Below are 24,831 nucleotides of genomic sequence, written 5' to 3'. Positions count from 1 at the left end.
ACCTTAATCCTTCGCCTCCACCTGCTTGGGATCCTTGGTGCGAACGCCCCAAATGATCAGACCAATGATGAAGAACGCACTCGGCGGCAGCAGCAGCAGACCGTTAGGCACATACCAGCCACCATTGTTCACCAGCGGCAGCAGCTCGATACCGAACCAGGTGCCGGAGCCCAGGATCTCACGCACTGTGGCCACGGTCAGCAGCACGGCGCCGTAACCCAGACCGTTACCGATACCATCCAGGAAGGAGGGCAACGGAGCGCTCTTCATGGCATAGGCTTCGGCACGACCCATCACGATACAGTTGGTGATGATGAGGCCCACGAATACCGACAGTTGCTTGGAGATCTCATAGGCATACGCCTTGAGCACCTGGTCAACCACGATAACCAGTGACGCTATGATCGCCATCTGGGCGATGATCCGCACACTGTTCGGGATCTGGTTGCGGATCAGGGAGATGAACAGGTTGGAGAAGGCAGTGACCGAGATAACGGCCAGCGTCATCACGAATGCCGTCTTCATCTGGCTGGTAACGGCCAGCGCGGAACAGACACCCAGCACCTGCAAGGCGATGGGGTTGTTGCCGAGCACAGGCGTCAACAGCAACTTCTTCATTTCGCTCTTGTCAGCCATTGTTGATTTCTCCTGCACGAATCTTGGCCAGGAAAGGACCAAAGCCCTTGGGTCCCATCCAGAAGTCGAACGTGTGCTGTACACCGTTACCGGTCAGAGTCGCGCCAGACAGGCCATCGATCTCATGCTTGGAACCTTCAGGGGCGTGGCCCTTGATGACTCGCAAGGCTGGCATGCCGTCCTGATCGAACAACTTCTTGTCCTTGAACAGACCTTGCCAGACCGGGTTTCCAATCTCGCCGCCCAGACCCGGGGTTTCACCGTGGTCATAGTAGGTGATGCCCTTGACGGTCTCGCCATCTGCCGCCACGGCAACGAAGGCATACATGGTGGACCACAGACCCTGGCCATAAATTGGCAGAATGATGTTGTCGACCTTGCCTTGCGCATCCTTGGCGAAGAACACAGGGATCAGCCTGGAGATTTGACGCAAACCAGCCTTGTCATCGGCAGGTGCCAGACGAATGCTTTTTGCCGGGTCTTTCGCTGCCAGCTTGGTGTCGAAGTTGTCGGCATCGCCGTCAACAAATTCACCGGTAGTCAGGTCAACCAGACGCGCTTCAATCTTGTCACCGTACAGTTGGGCCAGGTCACGCTTGGCCACACTGCTGATATCGACACCGGCAACGGACAGGATATTGCTTTGCTTGTCCAGCGCCTTGTTTTCCAGCTGAGCCGGACGCAGCCCCACAGCAGCCACTGAGACCACGATGGAACACACCAGACACAGACCAGCCACGACGGTAAGGGTGCCGACGGTAGAGTCTTTATTAAACGCCACGAGCGATCCTCCGCTTGATGTTCGCCTGCGCCACGAAATGGTCAAACAAGGGGGCAAACAGGTTGGCAAACAGAATGGCCAACATCATGCCTTCCGGGAACGCTGGGTTCACCACCCGGATCAGCACTACCATGACGCCGATCAGGGCGCCATACCACCACTTGCCCTTGTTGGTAAAGGCGGCGGAGACCGGATCGGTCGCCATGAATGCCATACCGAAGGCAAAGCCGCCCAGCACCAGATGCCAGTGCCACGGCATGCTGAACATGGGGTTGGTATCGGAACCGATGACGTTGAACAGCAGGGAGGTGGCGACCATACCGATCATCACGCCTGCGATGATGCGCCAGGAGGCGATCCGCATGTAGACGATCATGGCAGCACCGATGAGGATCATCAGGGTAGAGACTTCACCGATGGAACCCGGCAGGTTGCCAAGGAAAGCGTCCATCCAGCTTATGGCCTGGCCGGTTGTACCGTTGATCAGCGCCATCTGGCCGCCCTGGGCCCATTGGCTCAGCGCAGTCGCGCCCGAATAGCCATCAACGGCAACCCAGACGGCATCACCGGAGATCTGGCCCGGGTAGGCGAAGAACAGGAACGCACGACCCGCCAGGGCCGGGTTCAGGAAGTTCTTGCCGGTACCACCGAACACCTCTTTGGCCATCACCACACCGAAGGTGATACCCAGAGCGGCTTGCCACAAGGGCAGCTCTGGCGGCACTATCAGGGCGAACAGGATGGAGGTCACGAAGAAGCCTTCGTTGATCTCGTGCTTGCGCACCATGGCGAACAGCACTTCCCAGAAACCACCGACCAGGAACACGGTCAGGTAGATGGGCAGGAAGTGAGCCGCACCGATCAGCATCTTGCTGCCGATACCGGCAACCGCTGGATCCAGTGAGGCTCCCAGCAGAGTCGCTATGGTGTATTGCCAGGTATCGGCACCGGCCGCGCTGCCCAGATGGGCGATGGCGGCGATGGACTGGTTGCCGACGTTGAACATGCCCCAGAACATGGCCGGGAACACGGCCAGCCACACCATGATCATCATGCGCTTCAGATCGATCGCATCACGGACGTGGGCAGCGTTGCGGGTCACGGACCCGGGGGTATAAAACAGGGTGTACGCCGCTTCGAACAGGGCATAGTACTTGGCGTACTTGCCACCCGGCTCGAAGTGATGTTCCATATTTTCAAGAAGTTGCTTGAAACTCATCGCTTAACCTTCCAGTTCTATCTTGGTCAGGCACTCACGCAAGATCGGGCCGTACTCTGTCTTGCCGGGGCAGACGAAGGTACAGAGCGCCAAATCTTCCTCATCCAGCTCAAGGCAACCGAGCGCTTGCGCACTGTCGGCATCGCCGGAGACCAGATCCCGCAGCAGCAGGGTCGGCAGGATGTCGAGCGGCATCACACGCTCATAGTTGCCGATAGGCACCATGGAGCGATCACTACCGTTGGTGGTGGTAGTGAAGTTGATGAGCTTGCCCTTCATCAGATGAGAGAGCGTCGTACGGGTGATGGAGAATTTGCTGGCACTGGGTTTGACCCATCCCAGAAACTCTTTCTCACGACCTTCACTCAGCACGCTCACCTGATTGTGGTAACGACCCAGGTAGTCATGGACTCCTTCGGCCTTGGCACCACTGAGTAGGGAACCGGAAATGACGCGGTTTTCACCCGCCCGCAGCTCGTTGTTGGTCAACTGGCTGATGCAGGCACCCAGACGGGTACGCAGCAGGCGTGGCTTGAGTACGTTCGGGCCAGCCAGGGCGATCACCTTGTCGGTGAAGATCTGGCCAGTGGTGAACAACTTGCCGTACGCGATGACATCCTGATAGTTGATATGCCACTGCACCTTCTTGGCGCTGACCGGATCCAGGAAATGGATATGGGTACCTGGCAGACCGGCAGGATGCGGACCGACGAACACTTCTTCTTTGACTTGCGCCAGAGAAGCGTGCGGCAGGCTGGCCTCGCCTTTACAGACGTAGACGGCGCCATCGGTCAGGCGCGTCAATACGGCCAGACCATCGAGGAAAGCCTGTGACTGCTCCTTGATGATGAGCTCGGCATTGGCAGCCAGCGGGTTGGTGTCCATGGCGGTGACGAAAATGGCACGGGGAGAAGACTCCACGGCCGGCACCTTGCTGAACGGGCGAGTACGCAACGCAGTCCATTGGCCTGATGCGACCAGGATCTCCTGCACCTTGCTGCGCGCGAGCTGTGCCAGCTCGGCAGACGCAAAGTGTTCAAAGGTCACCTGCTCGTCGGACCCATCGATATCGATGACAACGGATTGCAGAATGCGCTTGGCACCCCGGTTGATCTCTGAAACCACACCGGTGGCAGGGGCCGTGAATTTAACGCCAGGGTTCTTCTTATCTTCGAAGAGCTCCTGACCTTTAATGACGCGATCACCTACTTTGACAAGCATAGTAGGACGCATCCCCACGAACTCTTCGCCGAGTGTAGCAACACGGGTGATGGCCGGGCCATCGTAGATTACTTGCTCCGGAGCACCCAGCACGGGGATGTCCAGTCCTCTTTTAATTGTAATCATACTCACTTGCACTACCGTTAAGGGAAGACAGGTTGGTTAGCGCCGAGAAATACATCACGACGAGTTGTTGAATGAGCCCGTTCATGTTGCAGGATAATGTCGAAGCGACAAACAAATCAGCAACATACAGGGTCATTCAAAAGCGCTTGAGTTTAGCACTTATGGCAAGTCAGCTTCTATGCAAAATGGGGAAAATCCCCGCTCTATCACAAAATCATCGAAATTTAATCGCGCCGTTTTTTTCGCTAAACCTCAGGCTCTGCGTTGAGTTAGCCATTAATACCCCAAAATAGGTAATAGTTTTTATGTTCAAAAATGGATTAGAAATTTTGATGTCTGGGCAGGGGAATAGCGCCCTGCTTCCGGACACAAGACGCAGCCCAAAAAACGTTTGTTAATTGTTAACTGGTCGCGGATTAAGTAACTTATTAGTCAATAATGTTAGGTCAGCCCATTTTTGCTGACACAGCTCGGCGTCTTTGGTGCCTGTTCCCGTTGCAACCACTCCTGCTCCGTATAGGTATGCAACGCCAGTGCATGAATGGCGCCAGCCAGCTCGTCGGCCAACACGGCATTGACCTGACGATGACGGGCCAGCAACCGGTGACCTTCGAAATGCGGGCTCACCACCACCACCTTGAAGTGGCTCTCGGAACCCGGCGCCACCCTGTGCATATAGCTTTCGTTGACGACCTCAAGATGAGTGGGGGACAAGGCAGCGGCCAGCTTGGCCTCTATCTGTTGTTGCATGGTCACGAGCATCACTCCCAAAATAGATGTCCGGCCATTGTAGCCAGAGTTGGCGGTATGACGAAATTGCCCCGCGTGGGAAAATGGCCGCAAATTTGCCCCGCCCACACAGCTGCCGGACTGGTGAAATTCTCCGCCCCCGCTAGAATAGCGCCACTTTGCGCCCCGTCGGCGCCTGTTTTATGAATCACGCTGGACTCTCGCTTATGCAAACCCTTCTCGAGACGGCTCATTGTCGTCTGACCCTGTATCGCTACCCACGCCAGAGCCAGGATCCGTTGCAAGCCTGGGATGCGGCAGACGAGTATCTGATCAATACCCTGGCCGAGACGCCACTCGAACAAGCCGGCCCCGTCATCATCATGAATGACGGCTTCGGCGCACTGGCGGCGTTTCTGCATCCTCACGCCCCTGTCTGTGTCAGCGACTCCTATATCAGCGAGCGGGCGATCCTTGCCAACCTCGCAGAGAACGAACTGGATCCTCACGCCATCAGATTGCAGGATGCGCTGACGCCGCTGCCCCCTGCCCCGGCACTGGTAGTGATCAAGGTATCCAAGTATCAGGCGCTGCTGGAGCAGCAACTGCTGGCATTGCGTGCGGTGGTCACACCGGCTACTCGCGTCATTGCCGCCGGCAAGGCCAAGGACATTCACAGCTCGACCCTGGCATTGTTTGAAAAATACCTGGGGCCGACCCGCACCTCGCTGGCCTGGAAGAAGGCGCGCCTGATCCATTGTGAGCCGCAAGCGATATACCCGGAACTGGCCAACCCCTATCCGACGGTCTGGCCGCTGGAGGGCACCGGCATGCTCATCCACAACCATGCCAACGTGTTTTCGCGCACCAGCCTGGATATAGGTGCCCGCTTCATGCTGGACAATTTGCCTGTCCACAGTGCGCGCAAGGTGATCGATCTCGGTTGCGGCAACGGTGTGCTGGGGCTGGCACTGCTGGCGAAGGATCCCGAGGTGGAAGTGACCTTCATCGACGAGTCCTATATGGCAGTGGCCTCGGCGCAACTCAACGTCGAGCACAATCTGCCAGACGGCCTGCCGCGGGCCCGCTTCATGGTCAATAACTGTCTCGACGGCGTGGCGGTCGGTTCGGCGGACAGGATCCTCTGCAATCCCCCCTTCCACCAGCTGCAGGCTATTACCGATCATATTGCCTGGCAGATGTTCACCGATGCCCACCGGGTGTTGCCCCAGGGGGGCGAACTCTGGATAGTAGGCAACCGTCATCTGGATTATCACAACAAACTCAAGCGCCTGTTTGCCAACGCACAAGTCGTTGCGTCGAACAGCAAATTCGTTATTTTGAAAGCCATCAAACGCTAAAGATAAGGTTAAAGGAAACCCATGATGAAAAAGTCAATCTTGCTGCTGGCCGCCCTGATGCTGGGTGGTTGTGCCACTCACTGGCCGGAAACCGCGCTGCTGAACCCGCAGGTCATCCCCTCCAACCAGCAGTACTACTCTGGCAACCGCATCACCCTGGAAGGAGTCGACAAGCGTGAAGCCGCCTACGTCTTCTCCATCAAGAAGAAAGAGAAGGCAGCCGTGCTGGTCAACAGCGAACAGCCGCTCAACAACCTGCTGGCCGAGAAACTGGCCGAAGGGCTGCGCAGTCAGGGACTGATCGTTGGCAACAGCGGTACCACCAACCTGACCCTGGCCATCTCCAGCGCCGCCGTCACGGTGGAAGAGAAAACCTTCACCTATGTCACCAAGTCCCGCGTCAGCCTGCAGGTGATTGCCGACTTCCAGGGCAGCAAGCTGACCAAGCAGTTCAACATGTCTTCCAGCAAGGAAGGTCCGGGGGAGCCGAGCATGGCCGAACTGGAATCCATCCTGAACCAGCAATTGGGCAGCCTGCTGCAACAGATCATGACGGATGACGCTCTGCGTGGTTACCTCAAGGGTCAGCCGAGCTGAGAAAGGAGAGCTAAACAATGAAGAAACTCTGGTTACTGGCCATGCTGATCGCCCCGCTGGCGTTTGCCGGCCCCAAGGTCAGGATGGAGACCAACCACGGCAATATAGTGGTGGAGCTGGCATCCAAACAGGCGCCGCAGACGGTGAAGAACTTCCTGCGCTACGTAGCGGACGGCAGTTATGACGGCAGCCTGTTCCACCGGGTGATCCAGGATTTCGTGGTGCAGGGGGGCGGCTACAACCAGCAGTTCCAGCAACTGCCGACCTTCGATCCCGTGGTCAACGAATCCAAGGGCGGCCTGCCCAACAAACGCGGCAGCATCGCCATGGCCCGTACCCAGGCCGTGGACAGCGCCACCCGCCAGTTCTACTTCAACCTGACCGACAACAATAACCTTAACGCCAATGCCGGCGCCGGTTATACCGTATTCGGCCAGGTCGTGCAGGGTATGGATGTACTGGACAAGCTGGCCCAGGTGCAGACGGGTTACAGCTCCATTCTGCGCGCCAACGACGTACCCACCAGCCCCATCATCCTGAAGAAGATGGTGTTGCTGGCGGAGAAATAACGCGAGCCGGATCACATTCCGCCGCGTCTTTGCCCGGGTCACCGGTGCCCCTTTCTATACTCTGACCCTGCCCCGTTTCCCCGGGGCAGGGCCCACCCGAAGAGAAGGAGGTTCCGGTGATCTACCACCAGTATTTAACCCAACACGCCGTCCCGCTGGCTCAGGCGGTTCGTCACTTTCTGGCACGAGAAATCCCCTATCAGCAGTTGGAAGACTTGAGCTGGCAGCTCCTCTCCCACTGGCAAGATTTGCCCCACGATCCCTATAACACCCAAGCCGCAACCGATCAGGAAGGGGTCTTCTGGTTCCTGCTGCACAGCCTGCATCAGTGGGACGAGCAGCAGATCATCGCCGATGTCTGGCTGCGCATGCAGCTGATGGCGTGTGCCAATTATCTGACCATGGAAGGCCCCTGCCCCCGCCACTGCATGGGTTCCCGCCCCTGAATCCTGGTCCGCCCTGCTCGGCTTGCCTTGGCTATCCCCCCCGAACCTGACAAAATGGCGCAATTTTCCCAGAGGAGTCAGGTATTTGAACACTGTCCGCACACCGAGCTGGCGAGACTCGCTCGCCGTCTATCTTGAGTCTCGGGTCCTCATCCTGTTTGCCATGGGCTTCTCTTCCGGTCTGCCGCTGCTGCTGGTGTTTGGCACCCTGTCGTTCTGGCTGCGCGAGGCCGATGTCAGCCTGACCGACATAGGTTACATGAGCTGGGTAGCACTGGCTTATGGCTTCAAGTGGTTGTGGTCACCGCTGGTCGATCGACTGCCCCTGCTGCTGCTCTCCCGCTGGCTGGGGCGGCGTCGCAGCTGGATGCTGCTCTCCCAGATACTGATTGCCGCGTCACTGGTGGGCATGGCCTTCTGCGATCCCAAGACCCAGCTGGCCCAACTGGCCCTGTTCGCCCTGTTGGTGGCGTTCGCCTCCGCCACTCAGGACATCGTCATCGACGCCTATCGCATCGAGTCGGCGCCGGAGCGGCTACAGGCAGCCATGGCCGCCTCCTATATGACAGGTTATCGACTGGCGATGATCATGGCGGGTGCGGGGGCACTGGCGCTGGCAGCCTGGCTTGGCAGCAACACCGGCTATGACTACAACGGCTGGCGACTCACCTATCTGCTGATGGCGGGACTCATGTCTCTTGGCGTCATCACCACACTGATCTGCCATGAGCCGGATATCGATCTCGCCGGTCAGAACGAACAGCAGGAGGCGCGCAAGGCGCTGCTGCTCTCCCATGGCTGGCCAACCTCGCTGGCCGGAGTCGGTGCCTGGATCTATGAGGCCATCTGGTGTCCGTTTGCCGATTTCTTCCGCCGTTACGGTGGATCGGCCATGCTGATCCTCGGGCTCATCGCCTGCTATCGTATCTCGGACGTAGTGATGGGCGTGATGTCCAACAGCTTCTACGTGGACATGCAGTTCAGCAAGACAGAAGTGGCCACCATCACCAAGGTGTACGGCGTCATCATGACGCTGGTGGGTGCTGCCTTGGGGGGCGTGCTGGTGATGCGCTTTGGTACCTTGCGGATCCTGTTCCTCGGCGCCCTGCTCACCGCCAGCACCAATCTGCTGTTTGCCCTGCTCAACGAAGTGGGTCACAACCTGCAGCTGCTAACCCTGATCATCTCGGTCGACAACCTGAGCGCCGGCATAGCGACTGCCGCCTTCGTGACCTATCTGTCGAGCCTGACCAACGTGGCCTTCTCCGCCACCCAATATGCCCTGTTCAGCTCCGTCATGCTGCTGATGCCCAAGCTGCTGGCAGGTTTTTCCGGCCGCTTTGTCGAACAGTTTGGCTACAGCACCTTCTTTATTGGCACCAGCCTGCTCGGCATTCCGGTGTTGATCCTGATCGTCATGGTTGCCAGACGAGGAAGGGCTTTGCTCTCGGAATCGGACAAATAGCAAGCGTTTGCGTGAAATTGGGGGTGATTAGATTCACACTTCCGAATAAAGTTCTCCGGTGCTTGTTTCTCCGATGAATTTATTTGGCTAGAATCCCTCCCGCTCCTTGTGGGCAGGCTACGGAAAACCTCAACTAACGCACAAGAGACCAATAAAATGGCCAAATTTACCAAGACTCTGATCGCTGCCGGTCTGCTGGCTGCTGCCGCTACTCCGGCCTTTGCTGCTGACTACAGCGGTGACATCCACAAGAATGATTACAAGTGGATGCAGTTCAACGTCATGCACACCATCGACCAGCGTCCCTTCACCTCCGGTCAAGATAGCTACAACGATACCTATTTCGAAATGGAATTCGGTGGTCGCTCCGGTCTGTTTGACCTGTACGGTTACGTTGATGTGTTCGACATCTTCGACTCCCGTCACAGCGACAAGCACAATGGTCAGAACCTGTTCATGAAGTTTGCGCCGCGTATGTCTCTGGATGCGCTGACTGGTAAAGATCTCTCCTTCGGCCCGGTGCAAGAGGTGTACATCGCCTCCCTGAACAACATCGGCGACAACCAGATGGAAAACATGATCGGTCTGGGTGCTGATGTCATGGTTCCCTGGTTCGGCAAAGTTGGCATGAACCTGTATGCCCGCCACGCTACCGAAAACCAGTTCTTCACCGAAGAAGAAGGTGACTGGAACGGTTACTGGTTCGCTATGAACTGGTTCAAGCCTTTCTATACCTTCAGCAACGGCAGCTTCGTTTCCTATCAGGGTTACCTGGATTACGCCTTCGACCTGGATACCCACAACCGTGCTGACCGTACCAGCGACAACATGGCGACCTTCCACGGTATCTACTGGCACTCCGACCGCTACGCAGTGGGTTATGGCCTGAAGTACTTCATGGATGCCTACGGCACCAAAGACGGCTCTACCGCGTTTGACGGTACCGCCTGGAAGAGCTCTGGCTTCAGCCACTACTTCTCCGTTACCTACAAGTTCTAATCGAACGGGTAATGTGGACACAAAAAAACCGGAGCAGCTGCTCCGGTTTTTTATGGCTCTGTCATCGAGCCTTTTGCTATCGCACTATGTGCAATCGAACAAGGGGGAAGGCCGAACCTTCCCCGCCCGTCATCAATCGCGGAAATTCTGGAACTGCATCGGCTGACCCAGCTCGGCACCACGTACCAGCGCCATGGCTTCCTGCAGATCGTCACGCTTCTTGCCGGTGACCCGCACTTCATCACCCTGAATGGCAACCTGCACCTTGATCTTGGAATCCTTGATCAACTTCACCAGCTTCTTGGCGATCTCTTTCTCGATCCCCTGCTTGAACTTGACGTTCAGGTGGAAACGCTTGCCTGAGTGAACGCTGTCACCCACGTCCATTGAGCTGTTCTCGATGTTGCGCTTGAGCAGGGCTGCGCGCAGGATCTCGACCATCTGCTTGAGCTGGAAGTCGGCATCGGCCTCCAGCTTTACTTCTTCCTTGTTCAGCTCGAAGCTGGCTTCAACACCACGAAAATCGAAACGGGTCGCCAGTTCACGATTGGCGTTATCGACGGCGTTCAACACCTCGTTCATTTTGACTTCAGAGACAATATCGAATGACGGCATGTCAGGGCTCCTCATGTTGCGCTATAAGGGCGCAAATCTACCAGAAAACCGGCAAATTTGCTGATTTCGATGGGGTTGCTCTGCTAGAATCCCCTGCGCACAGGAATGGCGAGACCCGTTAGTGTCCGCCAAGCGACATTTCACTTATCCCCGGTAAATGGTTGATCGGAATGCAACCCTACCTTGATTGAGTCTCTCCATGCCAAGCGGATTACGCGATTACAACCTTAAAACAAGCCGACTGCCCTCCTCCTCCCAATGGTCACTGCTGGGCTGCGGCGCCCTGGGTGGCGTCTTCGCCTCCCTGCTGACTCAAAGCGGCCAATCGACCCGCGTCTTGCTGCGCGATCGCCACCGTTCGACCCTGCACCCCGGGATTGATTTCACCTCGCTGGAAGGCCAGACCCAGCTGATCACCATCGAGCGCGGCTTCGTCGACCAGCCCGGTCAGATCAAGCGCCTGCTGGTGATGACCAAGGCAGGTCAAGTCGTGTCCGCCCTGACCCCCTTGGCAGGCAAGCTGGCGGCGGGCGTGCCCATAGTGCTGCTGCACAATGGCATGGGCATTGCCGAGCAGGTGGTGCAGCTGTTTCCGCATAATCCTGTCATTGCGGGCGTCACCAGCCACGGCGCCATGCAGAGCGGTCACTTCGTGTTCCGCCACACAGGCAAGGGCGAGACCTGGCTCGGCCCGGTCAATGAAGATGCCAGGGCTCATGCCTCCCTGGCAGAGGATCTCGCCGCCGCCCTCGGCCAGGCCGGCTGGGACGAGCAGATCCTGGCTCGCCAGTGGCAAAAACTCGCCATCAACTGCGCCATCAATCCGTTGACGGCGCTCTATAAGCTCAAAAATGGCGAGCTGGCCGGCCCTCGCTTCGCCGATGCCATGCAGCAGATCTGCGTGGAAGTGGCCGACGTCATGCAGGCCGAAGGCCAGCCCACCAACAGCGATGAGCTGCTGCGCCGCGCCATGACGGTGGTAGAGTTGACCGCCGACAACTACTCCTCCATGCATCAGGATATGGAGCAGGGGCGCGAGACAGAGATCGAGGCCATCACCGGCTTCCTGCTGGCCTGCGCCGCCAAACACGGCATAGCGGTGCCGGTCAATCAGGGCCTCTATCAGGCCATCAAAGAGAAGAGCTGAGCCCGGCGAGGTGGCCGGTAACCAAGGAGCGCAGCATGACAGTACTGGTATTGGTAGCACCGGGGTCTGAAGAGATCGAAACCGTCGCCATCGTCGACACCCTGGTGCGCGCCCGCATCGAGGTGCTGCTGGCCTCCTGCTGTCCGGCGGGTCTGCGCCAGATCCGCGCCTCCCGCGGGGTACAGCTGGTCGCTGACTATCATATCGACGAGCTGACCAGCCGTGACTTCGAAGCCATCGTCGTGCCGGGCGGCTTGCCCGGCAGCGAGGTAATCCGCGATACGCCGCTCGCCATCGATCTGCTCAGGGAACAGGCGGCGATCGGCCGCTGGCGGGCGGCTATGTGCGCCGCCCCCGTGGTGGTACTGCACCATCATGATCTGCTGGGAGATGCCAACGTGACCTGCCACCCGGGCTTGCAGGCCCAACTGCCCACCAGCCAGCTCAGCACGGCGCGGGTCGTGACGGATGAGTCACATCGCCTGATCACCAGCCAGGGGCCGGGCACCGCCATCGAATTTGCCCTCGAGATCGTGCGGGTGCTGCGCGGGGATGACACCGCCCTCGCGGTCGCCGGCCCCATGGTGATGCCCCCTTCTGTCATGCCATGACCCCTGTTGCCATCGTGGATGCCCTCTCGTCATGACAGAACGCCCCTTGCCGATTGGCAAGGGGCGTTCTGTTGTTGGCGGACACCACTCAGACTGCCCCCCCTTCAATCGCTAGCTCAACAACTCTGGCCTGAGCTGCTCCATCAGCAGGTGGTTGTCACTGTAATCCACCGGTATGGCCACTACGGCAGGTCCAACGACCGCCATGGCGGCGCGCAGGGTCGGCCGCAAGTCTTCGGCACTGGTGACCGCAAAACCGGCCGCCCCGAAGGACTCGGCATAGGCCTTGAAGTTGATGGGCCCGAAGCTCACCCCCGAGCTGCGGCGGTACTTTTTCTCCTCCTGCATCGCCACCATGTTGTAGCCGTTATCGACCCAGATGATGTGCACTATGTTGGATTTGAGCCGCACCGCCGTCTCCAGCTCCATGCTCGACTGCATGAAGCTGCCATCGCCGGAGACGGAGATGATCTTCTCCCCCGGCCGCACCATGGCGGCCCCTATGGCCCAGGGCAGCGCTACCCCCATGGTCTGCTGACCGTTGGAGATAAGCACCTGACGCGCCCGGAAGCTGTAGAGGTAACGGGCAATCCAGATGTGGAAGCTGCCCATGTCCACGCACAGTGTCATGTCCTGCCCTATGATGTCCTGCAGCTCCTTGACGATGCGTAGCGGATGGATGGGCATGCCCCCCAGATGCTGGGCATGCTGGGTCAGCTGGTGACGCTGGGCCCGTATCTCACCAAGCAGGGCCGCGATGGCGGGGTCCCGTGCCAGCGGCTTGTGCAGCATCTTGGTCAAGCAATACAGATTGGCGCTGATGGAGCCCACCAGCTCAACCGCCGGGCAGTAGCTGCTGTCTATCTCCGCAGGCAGAGCATCGATGTGCAGCAGTTGCCGCTCACCCGTGCCATTCCACAGAACAGGGTCATATTCGATGGGGCTGTAACCTATGCAGATCACCAGATCCGCATCCTGCAGCAACCTGTCCCCCGGCTGGTTGTTGAACAGCCCGACCCGCCCGGCGAAGTCATCGAAATGGTGGGTATCCACCACACCGGCCGCCTGATAGGTGCCCGTCACCGGCAACCGGCTTTTGTCGAGAAAAGCGCGCACCGCGAGGGAATTCTCGGGCCGGCTGGCCAGCAGGCCAAGCAGCACCACCGGCTTGCGGGCCTGTGCCAGCAGGCTCAGCGCCCTGTCTATGCCCGCCTCATCGGCGGCGCCCGGTTCGGGTATGGCTCTGGGCACCAGGATGGCGCCATCGGTCGGCTCATTGATGATGTCCATGGGCAGGCTGACGAAGGCGGCGCCGGGGCGACCCAGTTCGGCGGACCGAAAGGCGTTGGCCATCACCTCTGAAAGGGCGGATCCGGTTCCCACCTGGGCGCTGAACTTGGTGACGGGGCGGCACAGGCTGACGGTGTCCAGGCTCTGGTGAGTGAGCTTGAGGCCATCGGCACGTCGCACAGCGCCCCCCAGCGCCACCATGGCATCCCCTTCCGAGGTGGCGGTCGCGAGGCCGGTGATCAGGTTGGCGCAACCCGGGCCCGAGGTCACCAGCGCCACCCCGGCCTTGCCGGTCAGACGGCCCACGGCGGCGGCCATGAAGGCGGCGTTCGCCTCGTGGCGCACCACTATGGTGTCGATGGGGGAATCTTCCAGGGCATCGAATACCCGGTCGATCTTGGCCCCCGGAATACCGAATACCTGCTTGACGCCCTGCGCCTCCAGATGGCGTACGACCAGCTCGGCCCCGCAGCCCCAGTGTTGATTTTCCATGATAATAACTCCTTGTAAGCGAAGGGATTAGCCTTCGGCGGCGCGGATGGCGCGGTCCAGATCGGCGGGGTTGAGGTCAGCCTGTTGAAAAGCAGGGTTGCGTGGCAGCTCTATGTTGAGATGCTGAACCACAGACAACTGCAGCTGGCCGTGGCCCATGGCGTAATAGAGGATATGACCGCCGCCTTTGCGCTCCTCGGTGATGAAGTGTTCGTGATAGCCGGCCACATTGATCCCCTGCACGAAGGGCGGGCAGCGAAAGCCCACCAGGGTGCCGCGCCGCTGGCTAAACGAGAACAAGGGCTGTGCCTCTATGGCTTCCAGCATGGGTTTATAGGGCGGGGTCTGGCAGGGCACTGTGCGTACCTGGGCCTGCTCAAACAGACCATCGAGGCGAAAAGCGACGAAGACGTTGTCGGTGCCCACCAGCTGATCGATCCACTGATGGATCTCGTCGCGGCTCAGGGGGTGATCGAAGCGGCGCTCCAGACAGGGTCGAAAGTGAGTCATCACCGCAAACGGGGTTTTCTGCCCGGCCTGGGCAGGACGGGCCGAGCCATCGGCCTTGAGCTGATGGATCTGGCGCTCGAACGCAATCAGCTCGCCGTCGAGCCGGTTGAAGGTGCCAAGACCAAAGTCGCCGTGGCGCAACAAATCGGCCATGGTGGTCTCGCCCTCATAGACGCCGGCCAGCAGGGCGCTCATCAAGGAGCTCTGATAGACCTCACCACCACCCTGACGGGCTTGCCAGCGAGCAAACTGCTGGCTGATCTCGATGGCACAGTCACACTGTGTATGGGTTTCCATTTGGATTTAACCTCCAATCCTGTTAGGTTGGCAAACAAGGATTCAATAGTGACCAAGATCACACTTTGATACCAATATCCAAACTCATCAGCTTCGAGACGTACCAGATATGGAATTTCGTTACCTGCGCTACCTGGTAGCCGTGGCAGAGAAGCAGAGCTTTACCAAGGCGGCCGAAGCGCTGGGCATGGCCCAGCCGCCCCTCAGCCAGCAGATCCGCAAATTTGAACAGGAGGTGGGCACGCCGCTGTTTCACCGGCTGACCCGCAGTGTGGAGCTGACCGAGGCGGGGCTGAGCCTCTATCAGGATGCCAAGGGCATACTGTCGCAAACCGAGCAGGCCATGCAGAAGGCCCAGCGCATCGCCCGCGGTCAGCTCGGCTCCCTGCGCCTGGGCTTTGCCGGTTCCACTGTGCTGCATCCGAGCGTGCTGCGCCTGATCCACGACTTTCGCCAGGCCTGGCCCGAGGTGAGCCTGCACCCCATCGAGAACAGCATGCCCAATCTGGTGCGCGACCTGGTGAGCGAGGAGCTGGATGCCGCCATACTGCGCCTGCCGTGCAGCAGCAGCTCGGCGCTGACTCACCATCTCATCGATGAGGAGGAGATGCTGATCGCCCTCCCCCCGCACCACCCGCTGGCAAGCACGGGCGCCATCGCCATCGAGGCCCTGGCGCAGGATCCCTTCATCCTGTTCCCCCGCGAACTGGGGCCGGGCCTGCACGATGCCATCACCCAACGCTGCCAGCGGGCAGGTTTCAGCCCCCGTCTCGGCAGCCAGAGCCCGCAGGTAATCTCCACCGTCGGCATGGTGCAGGCCGGTTTCGGGGTTGCCATCATCCCGCGCTCTGTGAGCGAACTGCATCCCCACGGCGTCAGCTATCACCCCATCGCCGATGAACCGCTCACCACCCGCATCAGCCTCGCCACCCGCCGCCATCCACGCCAGAAAAGCCTGCAGCACCTGATAGGGCTGATCCCGAGCCGGCATGATAGACACACCGACATCACATCGGCATAGCGCCAGCCCCCGCACACCTTCATCTGCGTTCCACCAATAGGCCACCACGCTGTCAGTGACAGCCTGGTGGCGCCTTGCAATTGAACCCAAGCGAATCGCTCATCCCCTGCGGCTGGATGGTACGACCTTGTCAGTCCGGCTCACCCGAGCATGTGCGTTAACGAACAGACGGCACTCCCCCGCGCCCCCATAGTGTCAGTGCAGCGACTGCACTCACGTGAAACAAGGTGCTTGTTCACCACGGCTGTCAGACCCGGCGGCAGGTCATTTATGCCCGCCTTTGAAGAATGGCAATATGTCTAGGTCGCGGATCCCGGCAAGATCTCCCGCCTGACACTGCGCAACCAGACGAATGTCCCCCGCCGTCTCTCAGTGACCTGTTACGTGGAATGGGTGCTGGGCGCCTCTCGCAGCGTCACAGCCCCCTTTATCACGACCCAGATGGATGCACAGACGGGGACCATGCTGGCACACAGCCCCTGGAATACCGCCCTCCCTGACCGGGTAGCCTTCCTCGATCTGGGGGAACAGCAAACGAGCTGGACCGCCGATCGCAGTGAGTTCCTGGGATACCGTGGTCAACCCGCCTCTCCTGCGGCGCTGGCAAGCCATAAAGCCTTGTCTGGCAGCACAGGGGCCGGGATTGACCCCTGTTCAGCGCTGCAAACCCATGTTGATCTTGCCCCGGGCCAGAGCCTTGAGCTTGTGATCCTGCTCGGCCAGGCAGGCTCAACCGAACAAGCCCGAGCCCTCGTCACCCGCTATCGTCATGATCTCGATGTGGTGCTGGACGAGGTGGAGGCTCAATGGCAGTCACTGATCGGAGCCGTTCAGGTCAAGACCCCGGACAGGGCCATGGACATAATGCTCAACGGCTGGCTGATGTATCAAACGCTCGCATGCCGGATCTGGGCTCGTTCTGCCTTCTATCAGGCGGGAGGCGCTTACGGTTTTCGCGACCAGTTGCAAGACGGGATGGCGCTCAGCTTTGCCAACCCCCGGAGCACACGACAACATTTGTTGCGCACTGCCGCTCGCCAGTTTATTGAAGGGGATGTGCAGCATTGGTGGCTGCCCCACTCGGGCCAGGGTGTGCGCACCCGGATCTCCGATGACAGGGTCTGGCTGGCCTTCGCCACGGCCACCTACGTTCGAAGCAGTGCCGATGACAGCATTCTCGATGAGGAGATCCCGTTTCTGGAAGGCCCGGCACTGGGCACGGATCAGCAGGATGCCTTCTTCCTGCCACAAGTATCCGAAACGTCAGCCTCTCTGTATGAGCATTGCGCTCGCTGCCTGGATCAAGCCATGGCGCTCACCGGGAGCAATGGTCTGCCACTCATGGGCTCGGGTGACTGGAACGATGGGATGAATCAGGTCAGCAGTGCAGGCAAGGGTGAGAGTGTCTGGCTAGGCTGGTTGCTACTGCGCACCATCAGTCTGTTTACACCTCTGGCCCACGCCCGTCAAGACAAGCGCGCCGAGCTCTGGCTGGCTCATGCCAACCGGGTCGGGGTCGCGCTGGAACGCAAAGCCTGGGATGGTGCCTGGTATCGCCGGGCGACATTCGATGACGGCAGCTGGCTGGGTTCAAAAGAGAGCCCCGAATGCCAGATAGACTCCATCGCACAATCCTGGGCCGTCCTGTCCGGTGCGGCCAACCCGACCCGAGCCAGAATAGCCATGCAATCCCTGGAGCAACACCTCATCAAATACGATCAGGGCTTGTCTCTGCTGTTCAGTCCACCGTTCGACAAGCTGACCCAGAATCCGGGGTATATTCGCGGATATCCGCCCGGACTGCGCGAAAATGGCGGCCAGTATACTCATGCCGCCATCTGGGCCATCCTCGCCTTCGCGCGCCTCAAAGAAGGCACCAAGGCTTATGACCTGTTCTGCCTGCTCAACCCCATCAACCATGCACTGGATCCTGAGGCCGTCGAGCGTTACAAGGTTGAACCTTACGTGATGGCTGCGGATATCTACTCAGTCGCGCCGCACAACGGTCGTGGCGGCTGGACCTGGTACACGGGGGCGTCTGGCTGGATGTATCAGGCCGGTATCGAAGGCATATTGGGGATCCGTCGTGAGGGGCAGCTGTTGCTCATCGCCCCCAACTTGCCCGCGCATTGGCCCGGATTTAGCGCAGCCATCACCCTTGATGCCGCCCACTACAACATAGAGGTGAATACAGAGGTATTATCGGGGCTGCAAGCAGACACAATCCGACTCGATGGCGTGCTGATGGAGCCTTGCGGCTCACCATTTCGCGTGCCACTGATCGATGGGCACCACAGGATTGACATTACCCTGGCGGTGCAATAACAGAGTCTGAGTGAACAAGGTAGAGACAAAGCGGCCTGCTCCCGGGCCGCTTTTTGCTTGATTGCACGCCCAACTTTTATCCTGATCATGACGTGATTGCGCAAACCATTTTTCCAGCTCGCTGCGTTTGAAGATATTAATCAGCACTGCCAGCAACAGATAGGCGACCCCCTGCACAAACAAGTGGTTAGCATCCAGATGGCGCTGATGAAGAAATATCGCACCAGTAGCAGGCACGAAAGAAAGCGTTAGCCGGCATGGGTATTGTCAGGGGGCAAAATCTGATAGTTGGGCTGGTTTTCCTGACTCAAATGACGCAAATGGTACGCCATCTAACACCCGCTCATTTTTAAACACACGGATTTCAGAATCAGGTAACTGCGTCATCAGCAATGACAAGATGGTGTGCATCTTATCCAATGGGCAATGAAGACGAATGCTTGCGCGTAAGCCCATTGTTCGTACATCCGATTGGCAGGCAATAAATGGACGATTCCGCGTTACCTTAATCAAATGACGATGCCCATTTTTTATAGGACTCTCGTAAGTAGTCTCTATATTTTTAAAACCGGTGAAGAAAAATGCCATCACGGCAAAACCACCCGCGCCGACCAAGGCGGCCGGGCCTAACAACGCCACGCCGACGATGCAAACCACTACCCCAAACCAAGCCAGCCCCCGCACTACCGCGTAGGCTGCATCCGGAATCGCATCATGATAGGTGGTGACCAGCCCCTCTGTGGTGAGCCGATAGTGGTACTGCTTGTCTGCAAACCAGAGGTAACGAGCAGATAGGCACATTATTAGGGCCATGATGATTAACCCCACACCCAAGCTAGTATCGCCAGATAGCAAATAGCTCCCTATAAGTGCTAAACAACCACACGGGATCAGGAAGGTTAACCAAAATAGACCATAGACAGTCGCCACCCGAATATCCCACTCATAAAGCGTGGGCGCCTCTCGCACACGCTGCTGACGCAACTGATAGAGCCGGTCTTGCTCCTCTTGGGGTAATTGCAGGAACTCACTGCGCGGCAGGTCTTCATACCGGCTGTCGTCCAATGGGGGGGGCGCTTGTTCTGTTGACGCCGACGGCTGCACCGTTGCTTTCTTATTCATTTAGTTATCCCTTTGCTGTGCCCACCGGTAGCCTGGTCATTACCAACGCCCCCGCGCTGCTCGCGCTTAATATCATCTCCCCCCGGCTCGCCTTGCCGCTAAAGATAAGCTGACCACCATACAAGCCGCCATAGCTCACCGTCAGCCGATATTCGCTATTCTGGGGGCCCAACCACAGGCTGAACTGACTCCCTTGCCAGAGGCCATCACTGAGGACGGGAGTATATGGCGTCATACTGGCGGAAAGCCGTTTTACCTCCTCAACGCTGCGAATGCCAGCCCCTTGCCCTATTCCCAGTTGAGGTTGGCCACTCAGGTGCAGGTCGAACCACTGACCTTGCAGATAGCCCGGCAGGTCTATCTCCAGATAGCGGTCATAACTGGTGCCACCCCAACCAAAACGCGAGGAGGTCTCTTTCGTCACAATACGCGCCGCGGGTTTATGGACGATGTGCTCCAGCTCTTTTAACTCCTGCTCGGCGGTCCAGTGGGTATTAGGCTGGGTGCCCCAGGTTGATTGCGCCAGCCATTTTTCCAGCTCGCTGCGCTTGAAGATATTAATCAGCACAGTCAGCAGCAGATAGGCCACCCCCAGCACAAACAAGCTGGTTAGCATCCAGGTAGCGAAGATGGCGCTGATAGCACCGAGCCCAAAACTTGAGGATCCAAGTGTGGCGACTTGAATGAAGAAAACTACTCCTTGCCCACCCAAAACCCATATCTTGGCCCGCATCAGCAGTCTCTCAATCTCACCCAATAGCGGATCTTTGGCTGCCTCAAAGGTATCCCATGCCTCCGCCACCGCGGCCACCAAACCCAATCCGGCAAAGGCCAGCATTCTGTTGGTAAAGGTTTTGACGATAGCTACATGGTCACTTTCTGAAACAGCCAGTTTGATCGACATATTTTTAAGGCTGGGCACCTCCTGCATGGCCGTCCATGCCTGGCCCTGATAGAGCGCCATCACCGCATTGCCTGTCCAGCCGACTGCTGCCCCCCACTGCGCCGCCGCGCGCGCCTCTCCGAGCGAATTGATATTCTCCCCCGTTGCCTGCGTAACTACCAACAGGTTCCAGAGGTTAATCAGCGCCACCAAACCGCCAACGGTGCCCATATTCGGTACGGTATTGTTGCTATTGAGGGCGGTAAACAGCTCCCGCTTGCCACTGCCCAGCGCCTCACTCACCCGCGTCAGATAACCGCGTACATACTGCCGCCCCGCTTCGGTATAAGCATCCGCCTTCAACTGGATGAGGGGTGACGCCTCTTGCATCAGCGCCAACATTTTCTGCTGCTTGATGACACTCTGTGTGTCCTGATGATGTTTGCTCTGATAACCACCACTCCGATCCGTGTGGCTGCTCTGCTGCTCTTTGGCAACACTCTGCTCAAACGCCTTCTGCTTCGTTCTGTACGCGCCATGCTCCGCCAATTGTAATGGCATCTCGCCCAGTACTGACTCCAGCAAAACAAGGCGCAGCAAGGTGCCCAGATTGTTGATATTGCCATGGGGCAGCACTACCGCCAGTAGCGTTTCCCTGGCCCCCTTGGCCAGTTCGCGACTCGCCTCTCGCATTGCATCAAAAACTGCCGCTGATGCCTGATACCATCCCTTCTGTTTGATATGCTCATCGCCAAGCAAACTCTCAAGGTCGGCAAGACGGCCCCAAAAGGCGGTCATATCTCCAGATGAGCCGGTCAGCCAGGGCTGATCCACCGTCTGCGCCGTCAACCCATCAAACAGCCTCACATCAAAGCCGTAAGGCCCAAGCGCCAGCAAGTTGCTCGGCGTCGATGCCAGTTTCTTCATCGCCTCGGCCGCGCGTTCATCCTGGCAACTTAAGCTCAGCGCCTGCCCCGCCTCGGCAAACAGCAAGGATAAATAGGCCTGCCCCTTTACCTGCTCGGGGTCCAGCCCCAACGGCAGCGGGTCTGCTTTAAGATGCGAGATCGCCACGCTCAAATCCTGATGGGCCAGCGCCAGCTCGTGGGCAAGCTCTGCCAAGGGCGCCTGATAACGAGCCACAAAGTCGTTCAGTCCCTTCCAGTTCACCTCATTTTGAAAACGGCTACGCTCACTCCAGGCCTTTTCTTGCGCCAGACTCGGGGTAAAACCATACTCGTTGGCCAATGTTTTTTGTAAGTCATCAACCCGCTCGGCCAGCGGTGAACGTATGCCTCTCATCGCCCCAAGAGCCTCACCAGACATCTCTTCCATCTGTTCGAGGTTGCGATAGCCAAGATACTCATCTAGCACAGTTTCAAACTCATAGGCCTTGGCCGCATCCCCGCGCACCGAGGCGGGCAAGTCTTGCTCGCCTACCCGCACTCGCGCCAGATTGCGGGTAACCTCTGCCATCATCAGCTTGTGACTCGTCTGCTTTCGCTCCTCGTCATTACTTCCCAGCAATACATCCTGCTGCGCCATCAAGCTATTCACCACCATGCTCAAATCAGCCACATCCGCCAGCGGATCAGCGAGTGCGATCATCATGGCGCTCTTGGGATCTGGCATGTTTGTCATATAGATCGACTGGCTGTAGGCTGCCTTGTGTGACAGCAAACGCACATCCCCTTGTTGGTCCTCATCAACATCTTTGAGAAGGGGTGTACAAGAGAGCACAAAAGCCTGATTGCCATCGTTCATGTCTGCCACATTATTGAGCTGATCGATGGGCGCGCCATGGGTGTGTCCCAAGTTGCAGACAAACGCAGGCAAACTGAGCGTTCTCATCCACTGGCTGCGCACACTCTTTCCTTTATCCACATCACTCATTATTGATTTGATGCGCTCACTCCAGACGTGGGGTGAATAGCATAGCGACAACATCGCTGAACGCGGATAAATGACATGCCCCTTGGCACCCTTGCTGGCATGGATAAACTGCGCCCCTTTGATTTCATACTCGTCGAGTTCTTTGCTGGTCTCGTTATAGACATAAAGCCAACCATCGCGCAGTTGGCGCAACGTGTAGGCACTGCCTTTGAGGGCCAAGGGCCATCTAAAGTCCGGCCCTTTCGGTAACGGATGGGGTTGGGCCCCCCCTTTGCTGGCAGGTCGCTCATCGATGGCATAACGCACCGGCACCAGCGATATATCTCCATTGCATGGACATACACCGGCTGGACTCTGGCAATCTGTGATGCCTGAAGCCCGCGCATCCGCATTGGCTCCCCCTTTCGGCTGCGTCGATGTGTCGCCCGCAGCCGCACTGTTCGATTCAGGCAGTTTAAGGGTCTGCCCGCTATTAATTTTGTTCGGGTCAGTAATGCCGTTGAGCTTGGCAATGGCATCGACAGTGGTGTTATTGCGACGAGCAATGTCGCCCAAGGTATCACCCTGTTTAACCAGGTAGGTTTTGCCCATTTAGGTTAACTCCAGTGGTAATGCGCGCTGCTCTGCCCAACCGGCCGCCAGCTCCACACGTTGTGATGGTGTCTGTGCCGAAGGTACCGTCAGCAGTTTGGTCAGGCTCGGGTAGTCATGGTTCTCCCACCATCCATCACCGACAAATCCCAGCACATTGAAAAACAGCAGCAGGTCACGCTCTGTCTGAAATCCCAGTTGATAAGCCTGTTTGGCCCAACGGGCAATCCATGCTGCGGGCTCAATTTGTTCCTGCAAACGAGCCGGAAACCATTTATTCATATGGCGCCAGATAGCATCCAGAGTGCTCAACCAGGTGACTTCCCCCAGGCGAGTCCACTGCGCATCCGAGAGTCTGAACCGTTTGCCAACCGGCTCACCCAGCTCAGGTGACACTGTCTTGTGCCACCACACTGGCTGGTTGGCTTGCCGCACCGGGATCCAGACCTGCTCAACGTCTTGCCAGAGCCAGGGCTCGTCATCCATAAACAAACGCCACATGGTCTCAGGCATGGCAAGTTTGAGCAGGATCCGGCTGCCGTAAGGGCTTTCGACTTCGATTAGCGCTCTCAGTCGCTCAGCAAGAGGCAACAAGCCAAGCTGGGACGATAGCAGGTAACCCCATGATGGTTCACGGTTTTGCATAAACCAATCGAGCAGATTAGGCGTTGCACACACCAGACAGGGGCTCACCTCTCGCAGGCTGTCCCAGGGAGCATAAAGATAAATAGGCTGATAAGCGGGAGCATCGTCCTGTTCGAACAAGACTCGCTCCAGCTCGGGAATACGGGCACCATCAAGCAGCAAATAGAGCCGCTCAGCGTTGGCCAGCTCGATATCGGGCGTCATCTCGATTGGGATAGCCCCCATCAATCGCCCCCTTCCTGCCCGGCCAACTGCTCACAAATTTCACACACTGGCTCGGCAGATTTTAGCGTCGCAATCTGACGCACAGGCTCCATCGGCGGCGGCGGTGCTACCACTTCAACCTCACCGGGCTGGATCGGCATCTGGCCACCCCAGCCGGAGCCGGCCCCCGGGCTGCCACCCGAGTTCATCTTGATGGAACCGCCGCTGAGGGTGACACCGCTCGGGTCAATCTTGACAAAACTGCCACCCACTTTCAGGGTCAGCTCGGCGCCTGCCTCCATCACTATTTTCATACCCGCCTTGTGGTGTACTTCGCAGCCAGCATCGACCAGCAGGGACTGCCCCAGTTTCTGGTGCATGGAGGCATCGACTGTGAGGGAATAGTCCGCCTTGACCTGGTCACGCTTCTCACCCTCCACACTCAGGTGGTCGTTGGCCTTGATGCGGGTGACTCGCTCATTGTCGATATCTGTGTGCTGGTCGTGCTTGATATGCCAGGCCGCATCATTTTCGATGAGCACGTTCAGGTCTTTCTGACCGTGGATATAAATCTCTTCCTGCCCAGCCTGGTCTTCAAAACGCAGCTCGTTGAAGCCCTCACCCTGATGGGTTTCGGTACGCAGCACTGTGCGGGTCTTGTTGGCAGGCAAGTCGTAGGGCGGCCGGTTGGTGGCGTGGAAGGTGCGGCCGGTCACGATGGGCTGGTCGGGGTCCCCTTCCAGGAAACTCACGATAACTTCATGGCCGATGCGCGGAATCGCCATCATGCCGTACTGGCCACCCGCCCNGACCAGATTGCGGGTCAGTCGGTACGGTCACAACGTGTTGGAACTCTTGTACCAGCATCTCGTCTTCGTGACCTTGCACGAAGATGTTGCCGACGGAATCGGAGGTGAAGGCACTCGCGGTGATGTTGCCCTGGGTTTTACCTTCGATGCTGATATAACATGGAGTTGGCATGTGTATGCTCCTGATTGGTTGAACGGTAATGACACTCGACCGAAACCATTAGCAG

Annotated in this window: 21 protein-coding genes and 2 pseudogenes; 10 read left to right on the top strand and 13 right to left on the bottom strand. The window is 58.2% G+C overall.

Annotated features, from left to right (window positions below):
- Positions 1 to 3: 3 nt before the first annotated feature.
- The 5 genes from AACX78_RS06950 to AACX78_RS06930 form a co-directional block, all read right to left on the bottom strand.
- A complete protein-coding gene (locus tag AACX78_RS06950; RefSeq protein ID WP_021139369.1) occupies positions 4 to 636 on the bottom strand; it encodes an NADH:ubiquinone reductase (Na(+)-transporting) subunit D in 633 nt (210 codons plus the stop codon).
- Positions 629 to 1,417 (bottom strand): Na(+)-translocating NADH-quinone reductase subunit C, encoded by a 789-nt coding sequence (locus AACX78_RS06945; protein ID WP_159165761.1) that lies wholly within the window; start codon positions 1,415 to 1,417, stop codon positions 629 to 631. Before AACX78_RS06945 ends, AACX78_RS06950 begins: the two co-directional genes overlap by 8 nt.
- Positions 1,407 to 2,636, bottom strand: a complete 1,230-nt coding sequence (locus AACX78_RS06940; RefSeq protein WP_021139371.1) for an NADH:ubiquinone reductase (Na(+)-transporting) subunit B — start codon at positions 2,634 to 2,636, stop codon at positions 1,407 to 1,409. Before AACX78_RS06940 ends, AACX78_RS06945 begins: the two co-directional genes overlap by 11 nt.
- A gap of 3 nt (positions 2,637 to 2,639) precedes the next feature.
- Positions 2,640 to 3,983: a Na(+)-translocating NADH-quinone reductase subunit A gene (locus tag AACX78_RS06935; RefSeq protein ID WP_021139372.1), complete on the bottom strand. Its 1,344-nt coding sequence runs from the start codon at positions 3,981 to 3,983 to the stop codon at positions 2,640 to 2,642.
- Positions 3,984 to 4,424: 441 nt separating this feature from the next.
- The gene (locus AACX78_RS06930) at positions 4,425 to 4,745 is read right to left on the bottom strand and encodes a BolA family protein (RefSeq protein ID WP_059112151.1); all 321 of its coding nucleotides are present in this window, start codon (positions 4,743 to 4,745) and stop codon (positions 4,425 to 4,427) included.
- A gap of 194 nt (positions 4,746 to 4,939) precedes the next feature.
- Between AACX78_RS06930 and AACX78_RS06925 the strand changes: the two genes are divergently transcribed.
- The 6 genes from AACX78_RS06925 (at position 4,940) to AACX78_RS06900 (ending at position 10,149) form a co-directional block, all read left to right on the top strand.
- Positions 4,940 to 6,073 (top strand): methyltransferase, encoded by a 1,134-nt coding sequence (locus AACX78_RS06925; RefSeq protein ID WP_159165760.1) that lies wholly within the window; start codon positions 4,940 to 4,942, stop codon positions 6,071 to 6,073.
- Positions 6,074 to 6,097: 24 nt separating this feature from the next.
- Entirely contained in the window at positions 6,098 to 6,670 is a 573-nt protein-coding gene (locus AACX78_RS06920) for a YajG family lipoprotein (protein ID WP_159165759.1), read from the top strand.
- Between the two features lie 17 nt (positions 6,671 to 6,687).
- Positions 6,688 to 7,239, top strand: coding sequence for a peptidylprolyl isomerase (locus AACX78_RS06915; protein WP_159165758.1), 552 nt, complete (start codon positions 6,688 to 6,690; stop codon positions 7,237 to 7,239).
- Positions 7,240 to 7,355: 116 nt separating this feature from the next.
- The gene (locus AACX78_RS06910) at positions 7,356 to 7,685 is read left to right on the top strand and encodes a hypothetical protein (RefSeq protein WP_159165757.1); all 330 of its coding nucleotides are present in this window, start codon (positions 7,356 to 7,358) and stop codon (positions 7,683 to 7,685) included.
- Positions 7,686 to 7,770: 85 nt separating this feature from the next.
- A complete protein-coding gene (locus AACX78_RS06905; RefSeq protein WP_159165756.1) occupies positions 7,771 to 9,150 on the top strand; it encodes an AmpG family muropeptide MFS transporter in 1,380 nt (459 codons plus the stop codon).
- Positions 9,151 to 9,306: 156 nt separating this feature from the next.
- Complete coding sequence (locus AACX78_RS06900; protein WP_021139380.1) at positions 9,307 to 10,149, top strand: nucleoside-specific channel-forming Tsx family protein; 843 nt, start codon at positions 9,307 to 9,309, stop codon at positions 10,147 to 10,149.
- 132 nt (positions 10,150 to 10,281) lie between these two features.
- On the opposite strand, the gene AACX78_RS06895 is transcribed toward AACX78_RS06900, so the two are convergent.
- Complete coding sequence (locus tag AACX78_RS06895; RefSeq protein ID WP_005311958.1) at positions 10,282 to 10,764, bottom strand: YajQ family cyclic di-GMP-binding protein; 483 nt, start codon at positions 10,762 to 10,764, stop codon at positions 10,282 to 10,284.
- A gap of 199 nt (positions 10,765 to 10,963) precedes the next feature.
- Here AACX78_RS06895 and AACX78_RS06890 point away from each other — a divergent pair, with 199 nt between their 5' ends.
- Positions 10,964 to 11,911: a ketopantoate reductase family protein gene (locus tag AACX78_RS06890; protein WP_159165755.1), complete on the top strand. Its 948-nt coding sequence runs from the start codon at positions 10,964 to 10,966 to the stop codon at positions 11,909 to 11,911.
- 35 nt (positions 11,912 to 11,946) lie between these two features.
- Positions 11,947 to 12,522 (top strand): DJ-1 family glyoxalase III, encoded by a 576-nt coding sequence (locus AACX78_RS06885; RefSeq protein ID WP_159165754.1) that lies wholly within the window; start codon positions 11,947 to 11,949, stop codon positions 12,520 to 12,522.
- A 111-nt stretch (positions 12,523 to 12,633) separates the two neighbouring features.
- On the opposite strand, the gene alsS is transcribed toward AACX78_RS06885, so the two are convergent.
- Complete coding sequence (alsS, locus tag AACX78_RS06880; protein ID WP_042467139.1) at positions 12,634 to 14,304, bottom strand: acetolactate synthase AlsS; 1,671 nt, start codon at positions 14,302 to 14,304, stop codon at positions 12,634 to 12,636.
- Positions 14,305 to 14,331: 27 nt separating this feature from the next.
- Positions 14,332 to 15,111, bottom strand: a complete 780-nt coding sequence (gene budA / locus AACX78_RS06875; protein WP_159165753.1) for an acetolactate decarboxylase — start codon at positions 15,109 to 15,111, stop codon at positions 14,332 to 14,334.
- A 109-nt stretch (positions 15,112 to 15,220) separates the two neighbouring features.
- Between budA and AACX78_RS06870 the strand changes: the two genes are divergently transcribed.
- Positions 15,221 to 16,132: a LysR family transcriptional regulator gene (locus AACX78_RS06870; RefSeq protein ID WP_159165752.1), complete on the top strand. Its 912-nt coding sequence runs from the start codon at positions 15,221 to 15,223 to the stop codon at positions 16,130 to 16,132.
- Positions 16,133 to 16,453: 321 nt separating this feature from the next.
- On the top strand, positions 16,454 to 18,457 hold the full coding sequence (locus AACX78_RS06865; RefSeq protein ID WP_265342335.1) for a GH36-type glycosyl hydrolase domain-containing protein: 2,004 nt from the start codon (positions 16,454 to 16,456) through the stop codon (positions 18,455 to 18,457).
- A 267-nt stretch (positions 18,458 to 18,724) separates the two neighbouring features.
- Here the strand turns inward: AACX78_RS06865 and AACX78_RS06860 are convergent, their stop codons facing one another.
- From AACX78_RS06860 to tssD, 5 genes and pseudogenes are all read right to left on the bottom strand, one after another.
- On the bottom strand, positions 18,725 to 19,579 hold the full coding sequence (locus AACX78_RS06860; RefSeq protein WP_159165751.1) for a hypothetical protein: 855 nt from the start codon (positions 19,577 to 19,579) through the stop codon (positions 18,725 to 18,727).
- 4 nt (positions 19,580 to 19,583) lie between these two features.
- Positions 19,584 to 22,946 carry a T6SS effector BTH_I2691 family protein gene (locus AACX78_RS06855; RefSeq protein WP_159165750.1) on the bottom strand — a complete coding sequence of 1,121 codons (3,363 nt, stop codon included), beginning with the start codon at positions 22,944 to 22,946 and terminating at the stop codon, positions 19,584 to 19,586.
- On the bottom strand, positions 22,947 to 23,816 hold the full coding sequence (locus AACX78_RS06850; RefSeq protein WP_236556294.1) for a DUF4123 domain-containing protein: 870 nt from the start codon (positions 23,814 to 23,816) through the stop codon (positions 22,947 to 22,949).
- A pseudogene (locus tag AACX78_RS06845) lies at positions 23,816 to 24,601 on the bottom strand (type VI secretion system Vgr family protein); the annotation flags it as partial. The pseudogene AACX78_RS06845 and the gene AACX78_RS06850, both read right to left, overlap by 1 nt.
- Positions 24,558 to 24,776, bottom strand: a pseudogene (gene tssD, locus AACX78_RS06840) (type VI secretion system tube protein TssD); the annotation flags it as partial. The pseudogenes tssD and AACX78_RS06845, both read right to left, overlap by 44 nt.
- Positions 24,777 to 24,831 lie beyond the last annotated feature (55 nt).

The organism is Aeromonas sp. 9A (assembly GCF_963900955.1).
Lineage (GTDB): Bacteria > Pseudomonadota > Gammaproteobacteria > Enterobacterales > Aeromonadaceae > Aeromonas > Aeromonas salmonicida.
Note: the sequence above shows the minus strand (reverse complement) of the source record. Positions and strands in the feature narration are given on the sequence as shown.